Below are 16,770 nucleotides of genomic sequence, written 5' to 3'. Positions count from 1 at the left end.
TAAAATGTCAAATATTTTAGCAGGTCATGAGATTCAAATATTACCATATGATATCCATCCCACTGAACTTACCATCGTTCGAAGGATCAATGAGCACGTAAGAGTCCACTTTACAGCTATTGTCCCGGAAGGACAGAAAGATAAGTATATACAGATGACGGATATACAATCCAAGATTGAAATCAACCATAACGGGAAATCTTCTTCTACGCAGCTCTTCAAGGGAATTGTAACCAATGTTGAGGTTAAAGCTTTCAGAGATGTTTATTATCTTGAAGTTGAAGCAGTCTCATATTCATTCAATCTTGATATTAAGCTTATAAGACGCTCCTTCCAGGATAAAACCATGGCATATACCGACCTTATAAGGAAAGTAATCAAGGATTATCCGGGTGCAGACTACATTGATGAAGCTGCTAAAGGCTCCAAGCTTCAAAAATTCATTATTGAGTATGATGAGACTGATTGGGAATTCTTGATTAGAATGGCTTCACACTTTAATACTGGACTTGTTCCCGACCCTATATCAGATAAACCAAAGTTCTGGTTTGGGGTGCCTCAGGGAGGCAGCAAGGAACTGGATGAGTTTAACTTCAGTGTTTCGAAAAAAATAAGCGATTTCAGATATTCATCTGAAAACTTTATAGAAGGTATAGATGACAAGGATTTTATATACTACAAGGTTGAAACTGATAAAGTATTAAATATCGGAGATTCTGTGAGTTTCCAGAGCAAAACCCTTTATGTTTACGAATCTGTTGGAAAGCTTTTAGATGGGGTGTTTAAGCATGAATACACTCTGTGCCCCAAAAAAGGTTTAAGCCAGGACCTTATCTTAAATGAACGAGCAGTGGGCCGTTCAGTGGAAGGTAAAGTAATTGAAATAAAAGAGGACAATATAAAGGTTCATCTGGAAATAGATGAAGAACAGCCAAAGGATAAAGCATTCTGGTTCCCATATTCCACAGCTTACACTACAGAAGGAAACACCGGCTGGTACTGTATGCCAGAGCTTGAAGACCGTGTTAAATTGTACTTCCCTACCAACAAAGAGGAAGAAGGAGTTGTTACAGACTCAATAAGAAGGCGTACAAAGGGCGGAGACTTTATAAAGGATCCCGATGTAAAGATATTCAGAACCAGATTCGGTAAACAAATACTGTTTAATGACAAGGAAATCGTTATATCTGCGAAAGATGGTGAGATCCTGATCAAGCTTATTGAAGATAAGGGTATTGAAATATATAGCAAAAAAGATGTTAAGATAGTTGCAGATAAGGGAATTTCCATGGAATCCAAACAAACTATCCAAATGTCTGCAGCAACTGGTATTGGAATCAAATGCAAAGGCAGCTTGATTGAAATGAACGGAATTACCACAATAAAAGGTGATCAGGTTAAAACTAATTAATTAGTTTTAATGCCATAAAAACTCACGCGGTTTTGTTTATTTTTGATTATATTAAAATCACTCAATATTAATTTATTTAAGGAAGAATCGATATGGAAGACATGACTAACCTAAAGGATGTAATAATTCCTGAGAGATTAAGTAAAATGAAGGACTTACAGCAGCATAAGCTTTTGAATGACATTATGAGGGATTTTCTTATAAACCTTATAGATTACCAGGATAATGCCAACAAAAAGCTTGTAGAGAGGGTCTTTAGCGAAGTTCAAGATGTTGAGAGCAGATACGATATCTTTGTAACAATTGCACAAAAAGAAAATGTTAGTCCTATAGATGAATTCTTATTCCCTGTTTTCCCGGAAGACCTGGAGATTAAAGAAATAAGCTCTTTGGATATTCTAGATGGAATAAAAAAGGGTGAGGACATAAAACTCTCAACTGTATTTTTGAAATGCGGCTATACGGTTATCAGAGAAATAGCAAAAAGTGCCCGCAAATTTTCAGGTGAAATTATTACAGATAGGAAAAGCCACAGGATAAAAGTCAAGCTTGTTCAGAATAAGTCTTATTCAGACGAAGTAGAAAATATTTATAACATTTTCCAGAAAAACAGTGTTGCCTGGAAGACGCTTAACAATCCGTACCTTAATAAGTTCTTTGATGTAATACTTACAGGCTGTGAAGGGATGATCGAAGAGGATGAAGAGATCCAGGAAATAAACTTTAATCTGGAAGAACATGAACAATATAGGCTTTCGGATATGGTGCTTTTGTGGAATGTCCAGAAGCTAAACCTTAAAAGTGATGGGTTTCCCATGCCAGCCATTGATAATGTCAACTTTGAGCACTCCATATCATTGAGTAAACTAGGATATGAGAACGGATATCTTGTAGATGTTAATGAAGCTCTGGTAAAATACATCAAACGAACTGAAGAAGATCTTATTATAATATCACCCATGGAACTTGCAAGCACTTGGGATATTCTTAAGATAGCACAGAATCCGGAGGAAGAAAAGAGAAAAACCAAGTATGAGCTGGTATCCAACCGCCGCAAACCCGGGTTTATAAATAGATTCGCTCAAAAACAGAATTCACTTATAAGGACTAAGGGCGAGATATCTAGAATAGCTAATTCATTTGATGTTTCCAAATATTTCGAGCTTATAAGCATAGATATTCTTCAAGGTAAGGTCGGTTCCTCAACAACCTATGATTTAAATGCATTTATAGTAGATGATATCAGAATCGGAAACGACAAAAAGATCATGCACTTGAAATTTAAATCGGATCACATGGATAATTTTCTTATCCACGACCATTTAAGCTTTATAGTGTCTGAAATCCAGATGTATTTTCCCGAATATGAATGTGAAGGGGAGCTTGTATGAATTATATCTGGGATATTATCATAAAAGCACGGCAGCTTGGAATAGATGAAACAAAAATCAAGTTTATAGCGGCTAAAAGTTATTCTCCATATATGGAGCTCAGCAATGAAAACATAAACTTCAAGGATGTTGAGCAGGAAGTTGAATTAAACCCGTATTACAGGTTTTATGAAGTTTTTAAATACTTTTTCAGCCTGGATAATTTTGAGGATCTTGAGCTAAGAGAAACTTTATTTGATGTTACAATTCACTTTCTCACAAGCATTGACCTCATGTCAGGTATGAATAAGAGAGAGTTCTACTCAAGGTTTATAATAGCAGATATCAATAACGGCCTCCTTGGAAAAGAAATCAGGGAAGGCTTTCAGTTGTTTGATAGAATGGATAAAGTTGTAATCGCTCAAAACATTATAAGGCTGTACATAACAGGTGAGGGACTTTATCTCTTGAAGGATACTGTAAGAAGGATTTTCCACAAATCCACCATTTATGCCAATTACGAAACAATTGACGAATTGTTGTTTTATATACCTTATGAGCGAAATGATCTTAATGTAGCCAAATTTGAGTTTATAAAGACCATATTCCTACCCATCAATTTCCGGGTGGAAGTGTATTGGATGGATCACTTCGGCATCATAGGTACTGATGAAACCATGAAGATAGATAAAATTGCATTATATTAAGGAATGCCTTAGAAATAACTTCATATTCTCAAGGACAAAATCCAGACGATTTAACGGGGTTTTGGACGATGAGAATTGAATGTTATTTCTTAGTCATTACTAATGTTTATAAATTTTAGGGGGGATTCATATTTCTATTATATACAGAGACGGTATAAAAAGATTATATAAAAGAACAGAGCTTAATGAGATGACAACCTTCCAGCTTCGTACCATCTGCTATGATGAAAAGCTGGTAAAAGGCATTGTCGATCACCTTGACAGAGAGAAGCTTATAAGTACTATCCTGAAATTCAGAAGTGCTGAGGAGAGTCTTCTTATTAAAGACTACAAGGAAAGCGGCTTTGAAAAAATCAACAAGATAATTAAAACATACCTGGTTACGCCTCTACAGGACAGGGAAAAGATTAAAATACCTGCAAAAATAACCTTATACAACGATATCGGCCTTAAAAAGGAAGATATGTACAGGATTGAGATTGGAAACGATATAGAAGAATCCAATGTACTTCTTATAAACGAAAACAACAATCTTTGCGGTATATTTAACCTGGTTAAGGATCTTACAAAAGAAGATGCTTACTTTCTTGTTGTTAACAACAACCTGAAAATTGAGAAAATAAACAGCAAAAATTACAGCTTCCTCTTCTTTAAAAAGGATGATTCGGAATATCTATACAAAGTGTATTACTCGGACAAGCCACTTCCTACTCCAAACCTTCAGTACTACAAAATTCCTGTAATAGATTTGGAGTTTAGAGAGCTTGAAGAAACCGACACAGTACTTGCCATCGACTTCGGTACCTCCAATACTACGGCAGGTGCATTCCTAAGCAGCAGCTATGTGTCATCTCCATGCTATAATGATATTCTAAATGAACGTATAAAACTTAATGAAATTAATGTTGTTAAATTTTTGGATGTTACAAAAAAGGATGAAAAATGGATTGATATAATACCAACTCTGGTCTATGTTGCAGACTGCTCAGATCCTCAAGATGTCAAATACGTTTATGGTTATGAAGCAAAGAACATCTTAAGAAGATATGATTATACGGGTAATGCTAGTTTTTTCCAGGGAATCAAAAGATGGGTCAACAATTATCATAAGATGGAAGAAATCTATGATGAAAAGGGACACACTGCATTAGTGAGCAGGGGAGATATTATAAGGGCTTATGTAAAGTATATCATTCAAATTGCAGAGCACCAGTTCAAATGTAAATTCAAAAATATACATATATCAAGCCCCGTAAAGCTAAAACAGCAGTTTTTAGAGATGTTTCAGGAAATTATACCTGAGTACAGGCTTGAAATCGAAGATGCACTTGATGAAGGAATTGCAGTTTTATACAATACAATTGCAGACCAGATTGACAAGAACAAGTATATTGACGGCGATGAATATAATGCACTTATAATTGACTGCGGGGGCGGTACTACCGACCTATCCTCCTGTTCCTTCAGAATAGAGGAAGGCTATATATCCTACAAGATTGATATCAACACAACCTATGAAAATGGAGACACCAATTTCGGCGGTAACAATATAACTTACAGATTACTGCAGTTTATGAAAATACTTTTTGCCCAGTATTACAAAAATAAAAACGAAGTGTTTGATATTGACCATTTTATAGACCTGCCTAGCGGTGATATATTCAGGTATGTTGACGAGTACGGCGTTTCCATGGTATATGAGCGGTTTGAAGAGTTTTACAAAGAGGCTGAAAAAATAATCCCTACAAGGTTTAAAGAATACGAAAACAAGTTGAGCGAAGATTATCAGCGAGTTAAAAACAATTTCTACTTCCTTTGGGAAATCGCCGACAATATGAAGAAGGAGTTTTTCCAAAAAACCAACATACTTAGAAACAAGTTTAATTGCACAGATATTGACGGACAGGAAAGTGACCTTCATATAACAACCCTTAACAAATGGTGTCTTTCAGTAATTGATAAAGGGAATTTTAAGACAGTTTATGAGGTTCCTGATGTTGTATTTAATATAAAAGAAATCAACAAGCTTATAAAAGGCGATATATACGAGATTGTCAGGAAATTCCTGGATACCTTCTATCAAAACAGAAAACTCCAGGACTACTCCATTATAAAGCTTACAGGTCAATCCTGCAGAATTGATATTTTCAAAGAGGCATTAAAGGAATTTGTACCTGGAAGAAGTATTGAGTTCAAGCAAAGGAAGGAAGATGACGAGAGCATTCCTGACCTTAAACTGTCCTGCTTGAGAGGAGTTTTACGTTATCTCAACTCCAAGAAAATTGGAGATATTGAAGCAATCATAAGAAACAATGTTCCTGTTATTCCATATTCGGTAAGTGCACTTACCTTCAATAAACAGGAAAAGATGCTGATATGCAGCCTGGACAAGGTAACTCAGGCAAAAGGCTTTATATCAAGACCTATTGGAGTATTGGAAATAGAATTTTCATTAAAGAGCCATGAGGGTGCTTTAAGGCAAAAGTACATATATAAGAATGACTTCAACGACTATAAAAGGATTTTGCCTGAAGAAATAACCCAGGAATACCATGGAAAAATAATGCAGGAGGATACAGATACAATACAAAACGGCGAAATCCGTTTCTTCCTATATGCCCATGATAAGAACTGGGGCTTCCATGTAGTGCCCATTGCAAGAAAGGATGATCACCTCTATATAGGTAAAAAGAAATTCTTTGCCTTTGAGGATGACTTATCTGAGCTTGATTTCTTTGATGGTTTAAAATAGTAAGGTCCGGGGGAGGAGTTATAATTGTTTTCAAATATTTTCCCTAATTTTGGTAAGGGCAGAATACTAAAGAAGGAGATGCTGGAGAATCTAAGGGACTATCCACGGGATTTTTTCGACATCTATTTTAAGGAATACTCAAACGGTATAATTGCAGGTACCGACATACATATCGGCGGTAATAACATTACCGTCAAAAGCGGTATTATTAAGCACAATGGCCGGATATACATGCTAACAGGTGAGTACGAATTTCCCTATTACAATACAAACAAGGAAGTTGTAATAAAGGTGAAATTCCTTGGAGACAGTGCTGAAGGAGACTTCAGCACCCATAAAACCAAAATTTTTATTGATGATGTTATTGATAAAAGTGACGACGAACTGGAACTCGGAAGGTTCAAACTTCGTGAAGGTGCAATACTTAGATCGGTGTATACGGACTTTTATGATTTTGCTACCGAGTTTAATACGGTTAACATAATAAATGCAGAATATTCAGGTTATGGTAAAAGTACCCTGAGTCCTGATATATTAAGGTATTTTTCCAGAATAGTGCTAAAGCACAGCTCAGAAAACATATATGATGTCAGCTTTGCAATGCACTGCATAAGTGAAAATGAAGTCACCAGGGATATGATCTTATATTATATAGCAAACAGGCTTAAAATGGATTATAAGGAATATACCAATTTGGAGATATACAAGCATTTGAAGACAATTGTCAAGGAAATTGAAAGCGGCGTAAGGAGAGTTGAGGCACGTCCAGTAAGGCCTAACAGGATTATTGTTGATTGATGAAAGCTGGGAGAAATTCTCCCAGCTTTCTTAATGGGAAAAGCCAATATATATTTTTATTATATTAAAGTGTTAATAATCTTACATTTGTCACTTCAATACCCATCAAAACACAATCTCAAGCTTTATGAGCTTCGCCAGTACCTTAACGTCCTTCTTAAACAGAGTAGTTGTTATAAGGCTTCCCCTATTGCTTACAACCAGAAACTTTGAAGCATCGATAGATTTAATCTGCCTTACAACCCTTCTATCATTTATCTCAACAAAATAAATTCCGTCTTTTTCAAATTCATGAGTGCTGTGACACAGGGCAACATCGCCCTTGCCTATCCTGAAACCTGCCATATCATCATCTTCTACGGACAGATAAAACACTTTATCCTTGGGATAGCCTTCAACCTTATTGGAAATTATGGGCATCTTCTTAGTATTAAGAGCTTTGTCCATTTTATAATTGTATACTGGAACCGCTGCCAGAACTCCTGCCAATGCATCATTCCAAACATCCTGCACAGGTTTTTCAACTATCCTGACTACTTTAGGATCAGGCTCAGGCTTGTTATATTTTTCATCATCATATAAATCAACCTTGCCTATTTCTTTCCTTAAAGCCTTGGATATTTTATTGACCAGGTCTTCACTCAATATTTTTTTGCCTGATTCAACATCAATTATAAAAGCTTTCGATACACCAACAATTTTCGCAAGCTGCTTGTGCGTCATACCGACTTCCTTTCTCAGCCTGCTGATTTCATTACCCAATCTACTCATATATAATTCTCCTAGTTTATCGATATTTATTTATGCTGCTGTATTTCATCAATACCTATTATAATTTATGATCAAGATCTTGGAAATACTAATTACCTTTCAACCTTTGAAACTGCGTACAAAATCGGAAGTAATTTTTCAATCATGTCTAAATAAGTACTTAAAATTTACAAATCCAATTATATCATTATTGAATATCTCATATTTTTCCATTGGTTTGAGCTTTTCTTCATTCAAGTATGTACCGTTTACCGAACCTAAATCTTTAATAAAATATCTTCCTTGTTCAATTGATATCTGTGAATGTGCTCTTCCGATAAATTTACTAGGAATAACATAATCCGACAACTCACTTATCCGCCCAACAATAAAATTATTCTTTGAAATTGTTACAATATCAGGATTGGCTTTTGAATCAGTATCATCAGTTTCATTATCAAAAATCCTTTCCATAACCGGATAAACATTTATTTCACTTTTAGGATTTCTATCTATCATTACTGTTGTTTCACCATGATGTTCAACCAGTTCAAGTTTATCAAATCCAATCTCTTCAATAGTTTTAAACCGTACATTATTATCAGCTCTAATAATATGAATTTTCTTACTTTTATCAAATACTTTAAAATAATATTCCTTTGCGTTTTCCACATCATTTCCAGTAAGGTCTCTTTTTGCAAGTTCTTCAAATATGGCAGAAGATAATCTTTTAAGCGTTATTATGTTATCTGTGCACACATTAAGACACTTTTCACCAATATGCAATTTTATCTTTATCTTATTATCTTCAATAAACGCATCACTGAATACATCTATAGCCTTTTTCCATAAGTGTTTTTCCTTGTTTTCCAAAAACTTATTATATTCATAAGCATTTTCAACAAGCATTTGCACAAATTGAGGCTTATTTATGTATTCATATAAAAACTTCTTTGTATCATTTGGCAAGAAAAGATCAGACAAAATTTCTTTTATAAGTTCTTCATCAATCATGCCTCTATCCAGGCGTTTCTGGTACTGTTCATCCAATACCTTTATAACATCTTGTAATGTAACATTTTTTGTTGAACCGGAATTACCATAATGAGGAGCATTTTTACCTTTCAACCAGTTCTCACAAGTGTCATTACTGATTCCAAGTTTATTTATAAACTCAGATTTATTGATAAACAAAATATTTAATAAGCTATTCAAAGCATCTCCAAATATCTTTATTTCCATACTATAACCCCTATTATAAATATTAATTGCGGCATATATTAGTTGTAATTAAACGAAAACTCTATTCCAATAACCATTATATTTTAAAAAAGAATCCCATTCAAGATTCTTGTCCTAGTCGTGACAAAATATTCTTTAGGCAATTATACCTTAAAATATAGATAGTAATACATATTGCCTTTTTCTACCTAAATGAATTATTATATAATATAAGTCTTACGCAACAGGAGTTTAATATGGTAAAACAAAAATGTATTTGCACAATTTTATTAATATCTATTGTAATAAACCTTCTGCCAAACAAATATTACATTGTTCTGGCTGATGGTGCTTCAGGGAATACACAGAACAATACGACCTACCAATTAATAGAATATAAATGGAAAAGAGTTCACACCAAAAATGGTATCTGCCTTGGATTACTTGATGACAACAGCCTCTGGCAGTGGTGTACAAGTATCGATAATTCTATGGTAATAAAAAATACATCACCGGTTAAGATTCTGGAAAATGTTATTGATGTATCAGTCGGGTACACCGGAAATATACTGGCACTTACCAATGACAAAAAGCTTTGGTCCTGGTGTTTAAATTCCCATGCAGAATCAAAAAGCTGCATTTGTTCCGAAAGTTCGATCCCGGAATGTATTATGGATGATGTAACAAATATATCGGCCGGCAATCATACATGCCTTGCAGTAAAAAGTGGCGGCAGCCTTTGGGGCTGGGGAGACAATGAATTTGGCCAACTAGGAGACGGAACTACCGATTCAAAAATAACTCCTATAAAAATAATGGATGGAGTTAAATATGCAATAAGTGAAGATAATTTTTCCCTTGCCATAAAGAATGATAACAGTCTTTGGTCTTGGGGCTATAATGCTGATGGTCAGTTGGGCAATAAATCATTTGACATAAGCACAAAACCAGTCAATATAATGGAAGATGTAATTAAAGTAGCTGCTACTAAATACTCATCATGCTTTGCCCTAAAATCCGACAACACATTGTGGTCATGGGGTAACAATAAAGACGGCCAATTAGGTGACGGTCAAAAAAGTGCTAGCAGGAACAGTCCTCAGAAGATTCTGGACAATGTTTTGGACGTTATACCAGCCTCATACTCAACTTATGCAATCGGCACCGATAAAACATTATATTCCTGGGGTTCAAACATTCTTGGCAGATTGGGGGACGGCACCACTTATGACAGGTCTTTACCAATTAAGGTTATGGATTCTGTAGCAAAAATATCCGTTAGCGACTCACACATCATTGCATTGGATGAAACTTCTTCATTATGGGGATGGGGAAGTAATAATTGCTCACAGGTGGCAACTACCGGGGAATATGTTACAGCACCAAGTATCCTGGCTCAAAATGTTATTGATTTATCTACCGACAATAAGACAAGCAGCTATATAACAACCGACGGTAAATTGTTTCAATTGGGTCAAATAAACGGAACAAACATTTCCATTCCCAAGGGCATTGATGTACAGGCATTTATAAAAAGCACAAATATTTTAAACAACTATTTGGAAGTTCATTTTTCAGGTACTCAATTATCGTCTGTAAAAGACTCTGATTTTTTTATCTCAAGCATTACAAACGGAACAGAAATTTCATCAGTCACATTTAGTGTTTACAGTTTTAACCCGAATACAAATACCGCTACACTTCTACTTCCGGAAGTTAAGCCTGCTGAATGGGAAAAAACAGTGAGTTATCAGGTTTCATACAATAATAATATGCCTGTAAAAACAAACGATATCATAATAAAACCAATTATCCCATCAACAAACACATCTTTGCCGACACCAACTGCAACTTCCACATCTTCTGTCGTAATTATACCCCCGGTTTCTCCTGCATTGTCTACTCCCACGGCATCCCAAACAGCTACCCCCAACTTGGAAGGACAAAGCACATCAATACCAACAAAAGCCGTTCCCGGCTCTGAGCCTGACAATTCTTCGTCTGACAAAGATAATACCTATGATGAAAAAATCAACATATTTAAGAAAGAAATATTAGAAATTGCAGAAAAATTTGAAGGTGTTGATGATCCTTTTAATGAAAAAGGGGATCTTATTACCAAAAAAGCCGAAGAAACCATTGAGGAAATAACCAGTCAAAAAGTTGCTGCTGCAAACAATTTGTTGGAAATAAATGAAAGTCTTATCCTTCCTAAAAGTATACAGGCGTTAAAGGCAAAACAGGACATAGGCAAATTCCTTGATGAACAAGATGTACGTGCAAACAGAAAAATCCGTGCAACTATTAATATTGATGTTACCTTACCCCAAAAAACATTGGATATATATGTTATTAATGACATCATTCCTATAATGAAAAAGGAAATTGACATAAAAGTTTCAACCAATGTGGGAAACATAGTTTTATTTAATGAAAGCATTGAAGATCAGCTAAGTAAAGATCTGATTATAAACATTAATGACAGGGGTATCCAAAGTGATCCAAAAATAAAAAGCAATCTTCTAGCCCTTCTTTTTAAATACAAAAATGGTACTACAAAGAACCAATTAAATCATAATATTGGAATACAACTTCCATTTGGTAATGGAAATCCTGAATTCAGTACGATTCTAAATAAATCAAAGGAGAAAATAACCAATCTCGGAGGCCACCAGGATTTAAAAGGAAAAACACTGTTGACAAACACCAAAAGCTCTGGAGATTATTATGTTGTTGAAAACAAGAAGACTTTTAAGGATATAGAAAACATAAACTCAGAAATAAAAAAAGCAATTGAAGTTCTTGCCTCAAAAGGTGTTATCAGTGGAAGGAACGAGTATACTTTTGATCCTGATGCCAAGATCAACAGGAGTGAATTTACCAGCCTGATTGTAAAAGACCTGGGCTTTAGTGATGAAAATGCGACCATAAATTTCAAAGATGTTTATAAAACGGCATGGTATTACACCTCAGTTGCAGTTGCTTGTAAGAAAGGCCTCATTAATGGATATGAAGACAATACCTTCAGAGGAGGCAATGTAATAAACAAGCAGGAAATTGTCAAGATATGCACCGCTTCCCTGGTTTCAGTAAAAGGGTTTCATTTCTTAAAAGACGAAGAGAAGTATCTAACCTTTAAAGACAGGAATAAAATACCTGAATGGGCCCAAAAATATATAGCCCTAGGAAATAAAGAAGGCCTAATTGTAAAAAGAAGTAACGGCTTATTTAGCGGTACGCTTCCCTGCAACAGAGGCGATGCTGCTGTAATTATGTATAGACTCTATTTAAAGCTTTAAATGCATAGTTAATACATGTAAACTTATTTATAAGTTTGCCTGTACTGGTCATTCAGCTTCGATTCATTGCTTGCCCTGCAACCTATAATATTCCCATAAATAAACTCAATTGGATTAAAAATGACAGAATTTTAATGAAAATAAGCAATTTTTTCGTTGAATTAAAATTTTTTATATGGTATTTTTAAAATTACCATTGCATGGATAAAACATGCATTTCAGGAATATGCTGCCTAATTCAAGCTTGTATATAAAAACTAAGGGCTTTTGAAAATACATAATACATTTTGTAACGAAACATATATTGGCAATAGTGGGATACAATATACTAATTATAAATTTTAAGGAGGAGTAACAATGTTTTTGAAAAAAGGTTTTATTAAGTATTTGTGTTTTATTCTATCAAGCATCATGATTGTGAGCATGATGACCACTGTTAATCTATGGGCAGTTACAGAAGATACTAAGGCTATCATTGCTCATGATACTTCGTCATCAACAAAAGTACCTGTGGATGAAAATGGTCTTGATTCACAGAAAAGAATAGTTTCCTATTTCGGATCACCTATTATTGACGGTGATATAGATGATGTTTGGAATAATGCACAAGAGGTTAAACCACAATGCATAGTAGGCAATGTTTATGCTTCAGCCACTTTTAAATCCTTATGGGATGACAATGCTTTGTATGTCCTTGCAGAAGTAAAGGACGAATATTTGTCTGTACAGTCCTCTAATCTATATATGCAAGATTCGGCAGAAATCTTTTTAGATGAGAAAAATGATAAGACTGTAGATTATAATGTTGATGATTTACACTTTAGAGTAAATTGTGAAAATTCTCCGTCTTCCGACATCGGTGACATAGAACGGTTTTACACCGGTGCGAAAAAAACAGCTGATGGCTATTTGATTGAAGCAAGAATTGCATTGAAGGACAAGCCTTCAAATGGAAAGCTTCTTGGATTGGATTTACAGATTAATGATGGACTAGGTCCAGACAGAGTCGGCACCATTAATGTTTTTGATTCTACAGGCAATGGTTGGAGAGACACCAGTGTATTTGGAGAAGTATTGCTTACCGGAAAGGCAGATGGTGCAGTCAGTGGATTGAATCCTTATAACCTTATGAATCTTATTATTAGTGCGAAAAAAATTGATTTTACACGTTATACAAATGAAAGCGTAGTAACAGATGCAATAAAAAAAGCAGAAGAAGTTGTTGCAAAAGAAAATGTCACTCAGAAGGAAATTGATGATGAATTAGAAGCCTTAAAAACAGCTATTGGCAAGCTGATACTAACCGATGAAGCTGCTAACGAAAAAGAATTTAAATTGGTTCCTGATGAATATAGAGCAGATAATGAACAACAAGGAACTATTGAAAAACTAGAGTATAGCGTAACTAATGCAGTTTATTCAGAAAAAAAGGACACTAAATATCTAAATGTATATCTCCCTTACGGATATAACACATCTGATAAGAACAAAAAGTATAACGTTTTATACCTTATGCATGGCGGCGGAGAAAATGAGAATTTAGTATTCGGTGGACCTGGTGAGAGAAAAGAACTGATGAAAATCCTTGATAATATGATTGCAAAGGGAGATATTGAACCACTTATAGTTGTAACACCTTCATTTTATGGTGGTAAAAATGATGTGGCATATTTTTATCAGGAATTGACCGATACAGTTATTTCCTTGGTTGAAACAAAATATAATACCTATTTACCATCAGCAAGTTTGCAGGGTATTAAGGCTTCAAGAGATCACCGAGCTTTTGGGGGATTCTCAATGGGCTCGGTATGTACATGGTATACGTTTATTAACTGTATTGACTATATCAAATATTTTATGCCATTAAGCGGTGACTGTTGGGCACTGGGTCAGAAAGCTGGAGATAGTGATGCTCAGAAAACAGCAGAGTATCTGAATAGCATTCCTAAAAATGCTGGTTATTCTGCACCAAAAGATTTTAAGGTGTTCTGTGCTACAGGTAAAATGGATCCTGCATATAATAACATGAAACCTCAGATAGATGCTTTAAAACAATTAAAGGATAGTTTCATATATTCGTCAGATACAACAAAAGGAAATTTCTATTTTATTGTGAGCGAAAATGGTACACATAATTGGAGTTTTATAAATCAGTACATCTATGACATATTACCAGATGTATTTAAAGATGAAAATTTAGCTCCTGTTACAACTAGTACTATTGCTCCAACCAGTACTTCTAAAACCAGTACTAGCTCAGGCGGATCACAAGTCAATAATCAAACTTCCACTTCGACTCCAACTGCTACACCATCTGCAACCGCTACACCATCTGCAACTGCTACACCTACACCCGGTACAAAAACAGAGGAAAATAAGACAAAACCGGCAGCTGGTTTTAATGATATATTGAATCACTGGGCAAAAGACTTCATAAACGATTTGATAGCAAAGAATATCTTAAGCGGCTATGAGGACGGTACAATCAGACCTGATAAGAACATATCAAGGGCTGAACTTACAGTAACTGTACTTAAAGCCATGGGATTAAAGCCATCTGAAAAGCCCGCATTGGATTTTGCCGACAAAAACAGTATCCCTTCATGGGCGGCAGGCTATATAGCACTAGCTAAAGAAAAAGGCATTATATTGGGATTTGATGATAAAACATTCAAGCCTGATAAGGATTGCAGCCGACAAGAAGCAGTAACCATTATCATGAAAGCATTTAATCTTGGGGAATCAAATAATCATCTCAAGTTTATAGATGCAAAAGATATATCAGATTGGGCATACAAGTTTGTAGCTAAATCCACTGAGTCCCAAATTATCAATGGATATGAGGACAATACATTTAAACCCGGTAAAAGTATTACCAGAGCTGAAATATTTACTGTACTATCCAAGTGTTTGAAGAATAAAATCATGAAATGATTTTATCAACCTTGATCGTTGTCGCGAGAAATTAAAAAATGATTTACTTAGGTTTAAAAGAAACCTTATGCTCTAAGAAGTATTAAGCCGGCAGCGTTTGAATATTTTTCAACAACTGCCGGTTTTTTATGTATGTATTATTAATAACACACTAATAACCCTTTTATCTTCATATTGATTGCTACTCATAAAATTCCAAAAGAGGCGTCTACCTGAATTTGGCAAACACCCCTTTAGTCATGAAGAATAAAAACATTTATTTAAATTAAATTAATTTATTTTTATACAGCTGAGTTAAACAAACGAGCAAGTATAATTACATCTGCCATGTTAATAGCACCGTTTTTATCAAAGTCACACATCTCGGTATAAGCTAAATCACCTTTTACTGAATTAAATTTAGTTGCAAGAACTATTACATCAGCCATATTTATATAACCATCATCGGTTAAATCATAACTAATCTTTTTTGTAGGAGTTGGGACAGGCGTATTTGTCGGTATGTTTGTTGGAGTATTTGTTGGTGTTGGAGAAGCCAAACCTTTAAATATTAGCTGTGAATACTGATATAAGCTTTCCTTCCACATAACAAAATCATGACCACCTGCTCTTGTAAAATATGTATGTGTAACACTGTTTTTATCCAAATGATCATGAACACCCTTAGCATTGTTTATAAGACTATCTTGTAAGCCGCAGGAAATATAAATAACTCTCATATTTTTCTTAACTTTTTCTGCATCAGGTACAAGTACAGTTGGAGAATTAGTATTTGGTGCTGGTGAAAATGCACCAATATAGGCAAATAAATCCATGTATTTAAAACCGAAATTCAATGACTGTCCCCCACCCATGGATAATCCGCCAATAGCTCTATTTTCCCGATTAGTGAGCACAGGATAATGTGACTCAATGTAAGGAATCAAATTATCTTTCAAATCGTATTGAAAATTATCAAAAGCTGCTACCTTATCAGAAGCATAAATATCTCCAACTGGCCTGTCATCTGCCATTGCACGTCCATTTGGCATAACTACTATCATATCGGCCAATTTGTTTTCTGCATATAAATTGTCAAGAATATTTTGAGGATTACCTCCGTTTTTCCATTCATCATGATCGCCACCAATACCATGCAATAGGTACAGCACATTGTACTTTTTGCTGGTTGAATACCCGGGCGGTGTATAAACGTTTACTTTTCGGTTAGTTTTTGTTGTAGTCGAATTATATGTCTGTGTTGTTATTGTTCCATGTGGAACGTTTTTTACTTGGTCAAATCCCGACGGTGCATCTGCTGATACAGTAATAGCTGAAAAATTTATGCATGTAACAACCATTACACTGCTAAAAAATACACATAAAGCCTTTTTAATCATAGTATAAACCTCCAATAAAATTTTGTTGAGATACTTATTCATGTTAATATCTATTTTGTTGTTATTCATCTGGATATTTGGCTACATAACTCCCCCTTTCAATTCTTTCTTTAGCCCTTTTAACCAAAATAATACTATCTTAGGTATAG

Annotated in this window: 10 protein-coding genes; 7 read left to right on the top strand and 3 right to left on the bottom strand. The window is 34.9% G+C overall.

The window, feature by feature from the left end; all coding sequences use genetic code 11:
• The first annotated feature begins 4 nt into the window (after positions 1–4).
• From Bccel_RS27745 to Bccel_RS27725, 5 genes are all read left to right on the top strand, one after another.
• Positions 5–1,411 carry a type VI secretion system Vgr family protein gene (locus Bccel_RS27745; RefSeq protein ID WP_036940139.1) on the top strand — a complete coding sequence of 469 codons (1,407 nt, stop codon included), beginning with the start codon at positions 5–7 and terminating at the stop codon, positions 1,409–1,411.
• A gap of 92 nt (positions 1,412–1,503) precedes the next feature.
• Positions 1,504–2,802, top strand: coding sequence for a hypothetical protein (locus Bccel_RS27740; protein WP_050753956.1), 1,299 nt, complete (start codon positions 1,504–1,506; stop codon positions 2,800–2,802).
• Positions 2,799–3,488 carry a hypothetical protein gene (locus Bccel_RS27735; protein ID WP_036940138.1) on the top strand — a complete coding sequence of 230 codons (690 nt, stop codon included), beginning with the start codon at positions 2,799–2,801 and terminating at the stop codon, positions 3,486–3,488. The genes Bccel_RS27740 and Bccel_RS27735 overlap by 4 nt, the downstream gene beginning before the upstream one ends.
• 190 nt (positions 3,489–3,678) lie before the next feature.
• On the top strand, positions 3,679–6,240 hold the full coding sequence (locus Bccel_RS27730) for an acetate and sugar kinases/Hsc70/actin family protein (RefSeq protein WP_162838939.1): 2,562 nt from the start codon (positions 3,679–3,681) through the stop codon (positions 6,238–6,240).
• 24 nt (positions 6,241–6,264) lie between these two features.
• Positions 6,265–7,038 carry a hypothetical protein gene (locus Bccel_RS27725; protein ID WP_036940132.1) on the top strand — a complete coding sequence of 258 codons (774 nt, stop codon included), beginning with the start codon at positions 6,265–6,267 and terminating at the stop codon, positions 7,036–7,038.
• A gap of 105 nt (positions 7,039–7,143) precedes the next feature.
• Here the strand turns inward: Bccel_RS27725 and Bccel_RS27720 are convergent, their stop codons facing one another.
• Positions 7,144–7,809 carry a helix-turn-helix domain-containing protein gene (locus Bccel_RS27720; protein ID WP_036940129.1) on the bottom strand — a complete coding sequence of 222 codons (666 nt, stop codon included), beginning with the start codon at positions 7,807–7,809 and terminating at the stop codon, positions 7,144–7,146.
• 138 nt (positions 7,810–7,947) lie between these two features.
• Positions 7,948–9,030 (bottom strand): FHA domain-containing protein, encoded by a 1,083-nt coding sequence (locus Bccel_RS27715; protein ID WP_036940127.1) that lies wholly within the window; start codon positions 9,028–9,030, stop codon positions 7,948–7,950.
• A 236-nt stretch (positions 9,031–9,266) separates the two neighbouring features.
• On the opposite strand from Bccel_RS27715, the gene Bccel_RS27710 reads away from it, so the two are divergent.
• On the top strand, positions 9,267–12,308 hold the full coding sequence (locus tag Bccel_RS27710) for an S-layer homology domain-containing protein (protein WP_036940125.1): 3,042 nt from the start codon (positions 9,267–9,269) through the stop codon (positions 12,306–12,308).
• 357 nt (positions 12,309–12,665) lie between these two features.
• Entirely contained in the window at positions 12,666–15,242 is a 2,577-nt protein-coding gene (locus tag Bccel_RS27705) for a sugar-binding protein (protein ID WP_081926863.1), read from the top strand.
• A gap of 281 nt (positions 15,243–15,523) precedes the next feature.
• On the opposite strand, the gene Bccel_RS27700 is transcribed toward Bccel_RS27705, so the two are convergent.
• Positions 15,524–16,621, bottom strand: coding sequence for an alpha/beta hydrolase-fold protein (locus Bccel_RS27700; RefSeq protein WP_160317767.1), 1,098 nt, complete (start codon positions 16,619–16,621; stop codon positions 15,524–15,526).
• Positions 16,622–16,770 lie beyond the last annotated feature (149 nt).

It is taken from the genome of Pseudobacteroides cellulosolvens ATCC 35603 = DSM 2933, from assembly GCF_001262605.1.
Taxonomy (GTDB): Bacteria; Bacillota; Clostridia; order Acetivibrionales; family DSM-2933; genus Pseudobacteroides; species Pseudobacteroides cellulosolvens.
Note: the sequence above shows the minus strand (reverse complement) of the source record. Positions and strands in the feature narration are given on the sequence as shown.

Excerpts from the sequence above, each read along its gene's own strand:
- Bccel_RS27745 (WP_036940139.1), top strand. The coding sequence starts at position 5 with ATGTCAAATATTTTAGCAGGTCATGAGATTCAAATATTACCATATGAT.
- Bccel_RS27740 (WP_050753956.1), top strand. The coding sequence starts at position 1,504 with ATGGAAGACATGACTAACCTAAAGGATGTAATAATTCCTGAGAGATTA.
- Bccel_RS27735 (WP_036940138.1), top strand. The coding sequence starts at position 2,799 with ATGAATTATATCTGGGATATTATCATAAAAGCACGGCAGCTTGGAATA.
- Bccel_RS27730 (WP_162838939.1), top strand. The coding sequence starts at position 3,679 with ATGACAACCTTCCAGCTTCGTACCATCTGCTATGATGAAAAGCTGGTA.
- Bccel_RS27720 (WP_036940129.1), bottom strand. The coding sequence starts at position 7,809 with ATGAGTAGATTGGGTAATGAAATCAGCAGGCTGAGAAAGGAAGTCGGT.
- Bccel_RS27715 (WP_036940127.1), bottom strand. The coding sequence starts at position 9,030 with ATGGAAATAAAGATATTTGGAGATGCTTTGAATAGCTTATTAAATATT.
- Bccel_RS27710 (WP_036940125.1), top strand. The coding sequence starts at position 9,267 with ATGGTAAAACAAAAATGTATTTGCACAATTTTATTAATATCTATTGTA.
- Bccel_RS27705 (WP_081926863.1), top strand. The coding sequence starts at position 12,666 with ATGTTTTTGAAAAAAGGTTTTATTAAGTATTTGTGTTTTATTCTATCA.
- Bccel_RS27700 (WP_160317767.1), bottom strand. The coding sequence starts at position 16,621 with ATGATTAAAAAGGCTTTATGTGTATTTTTTAGCAGTGTAATGGTTGTT.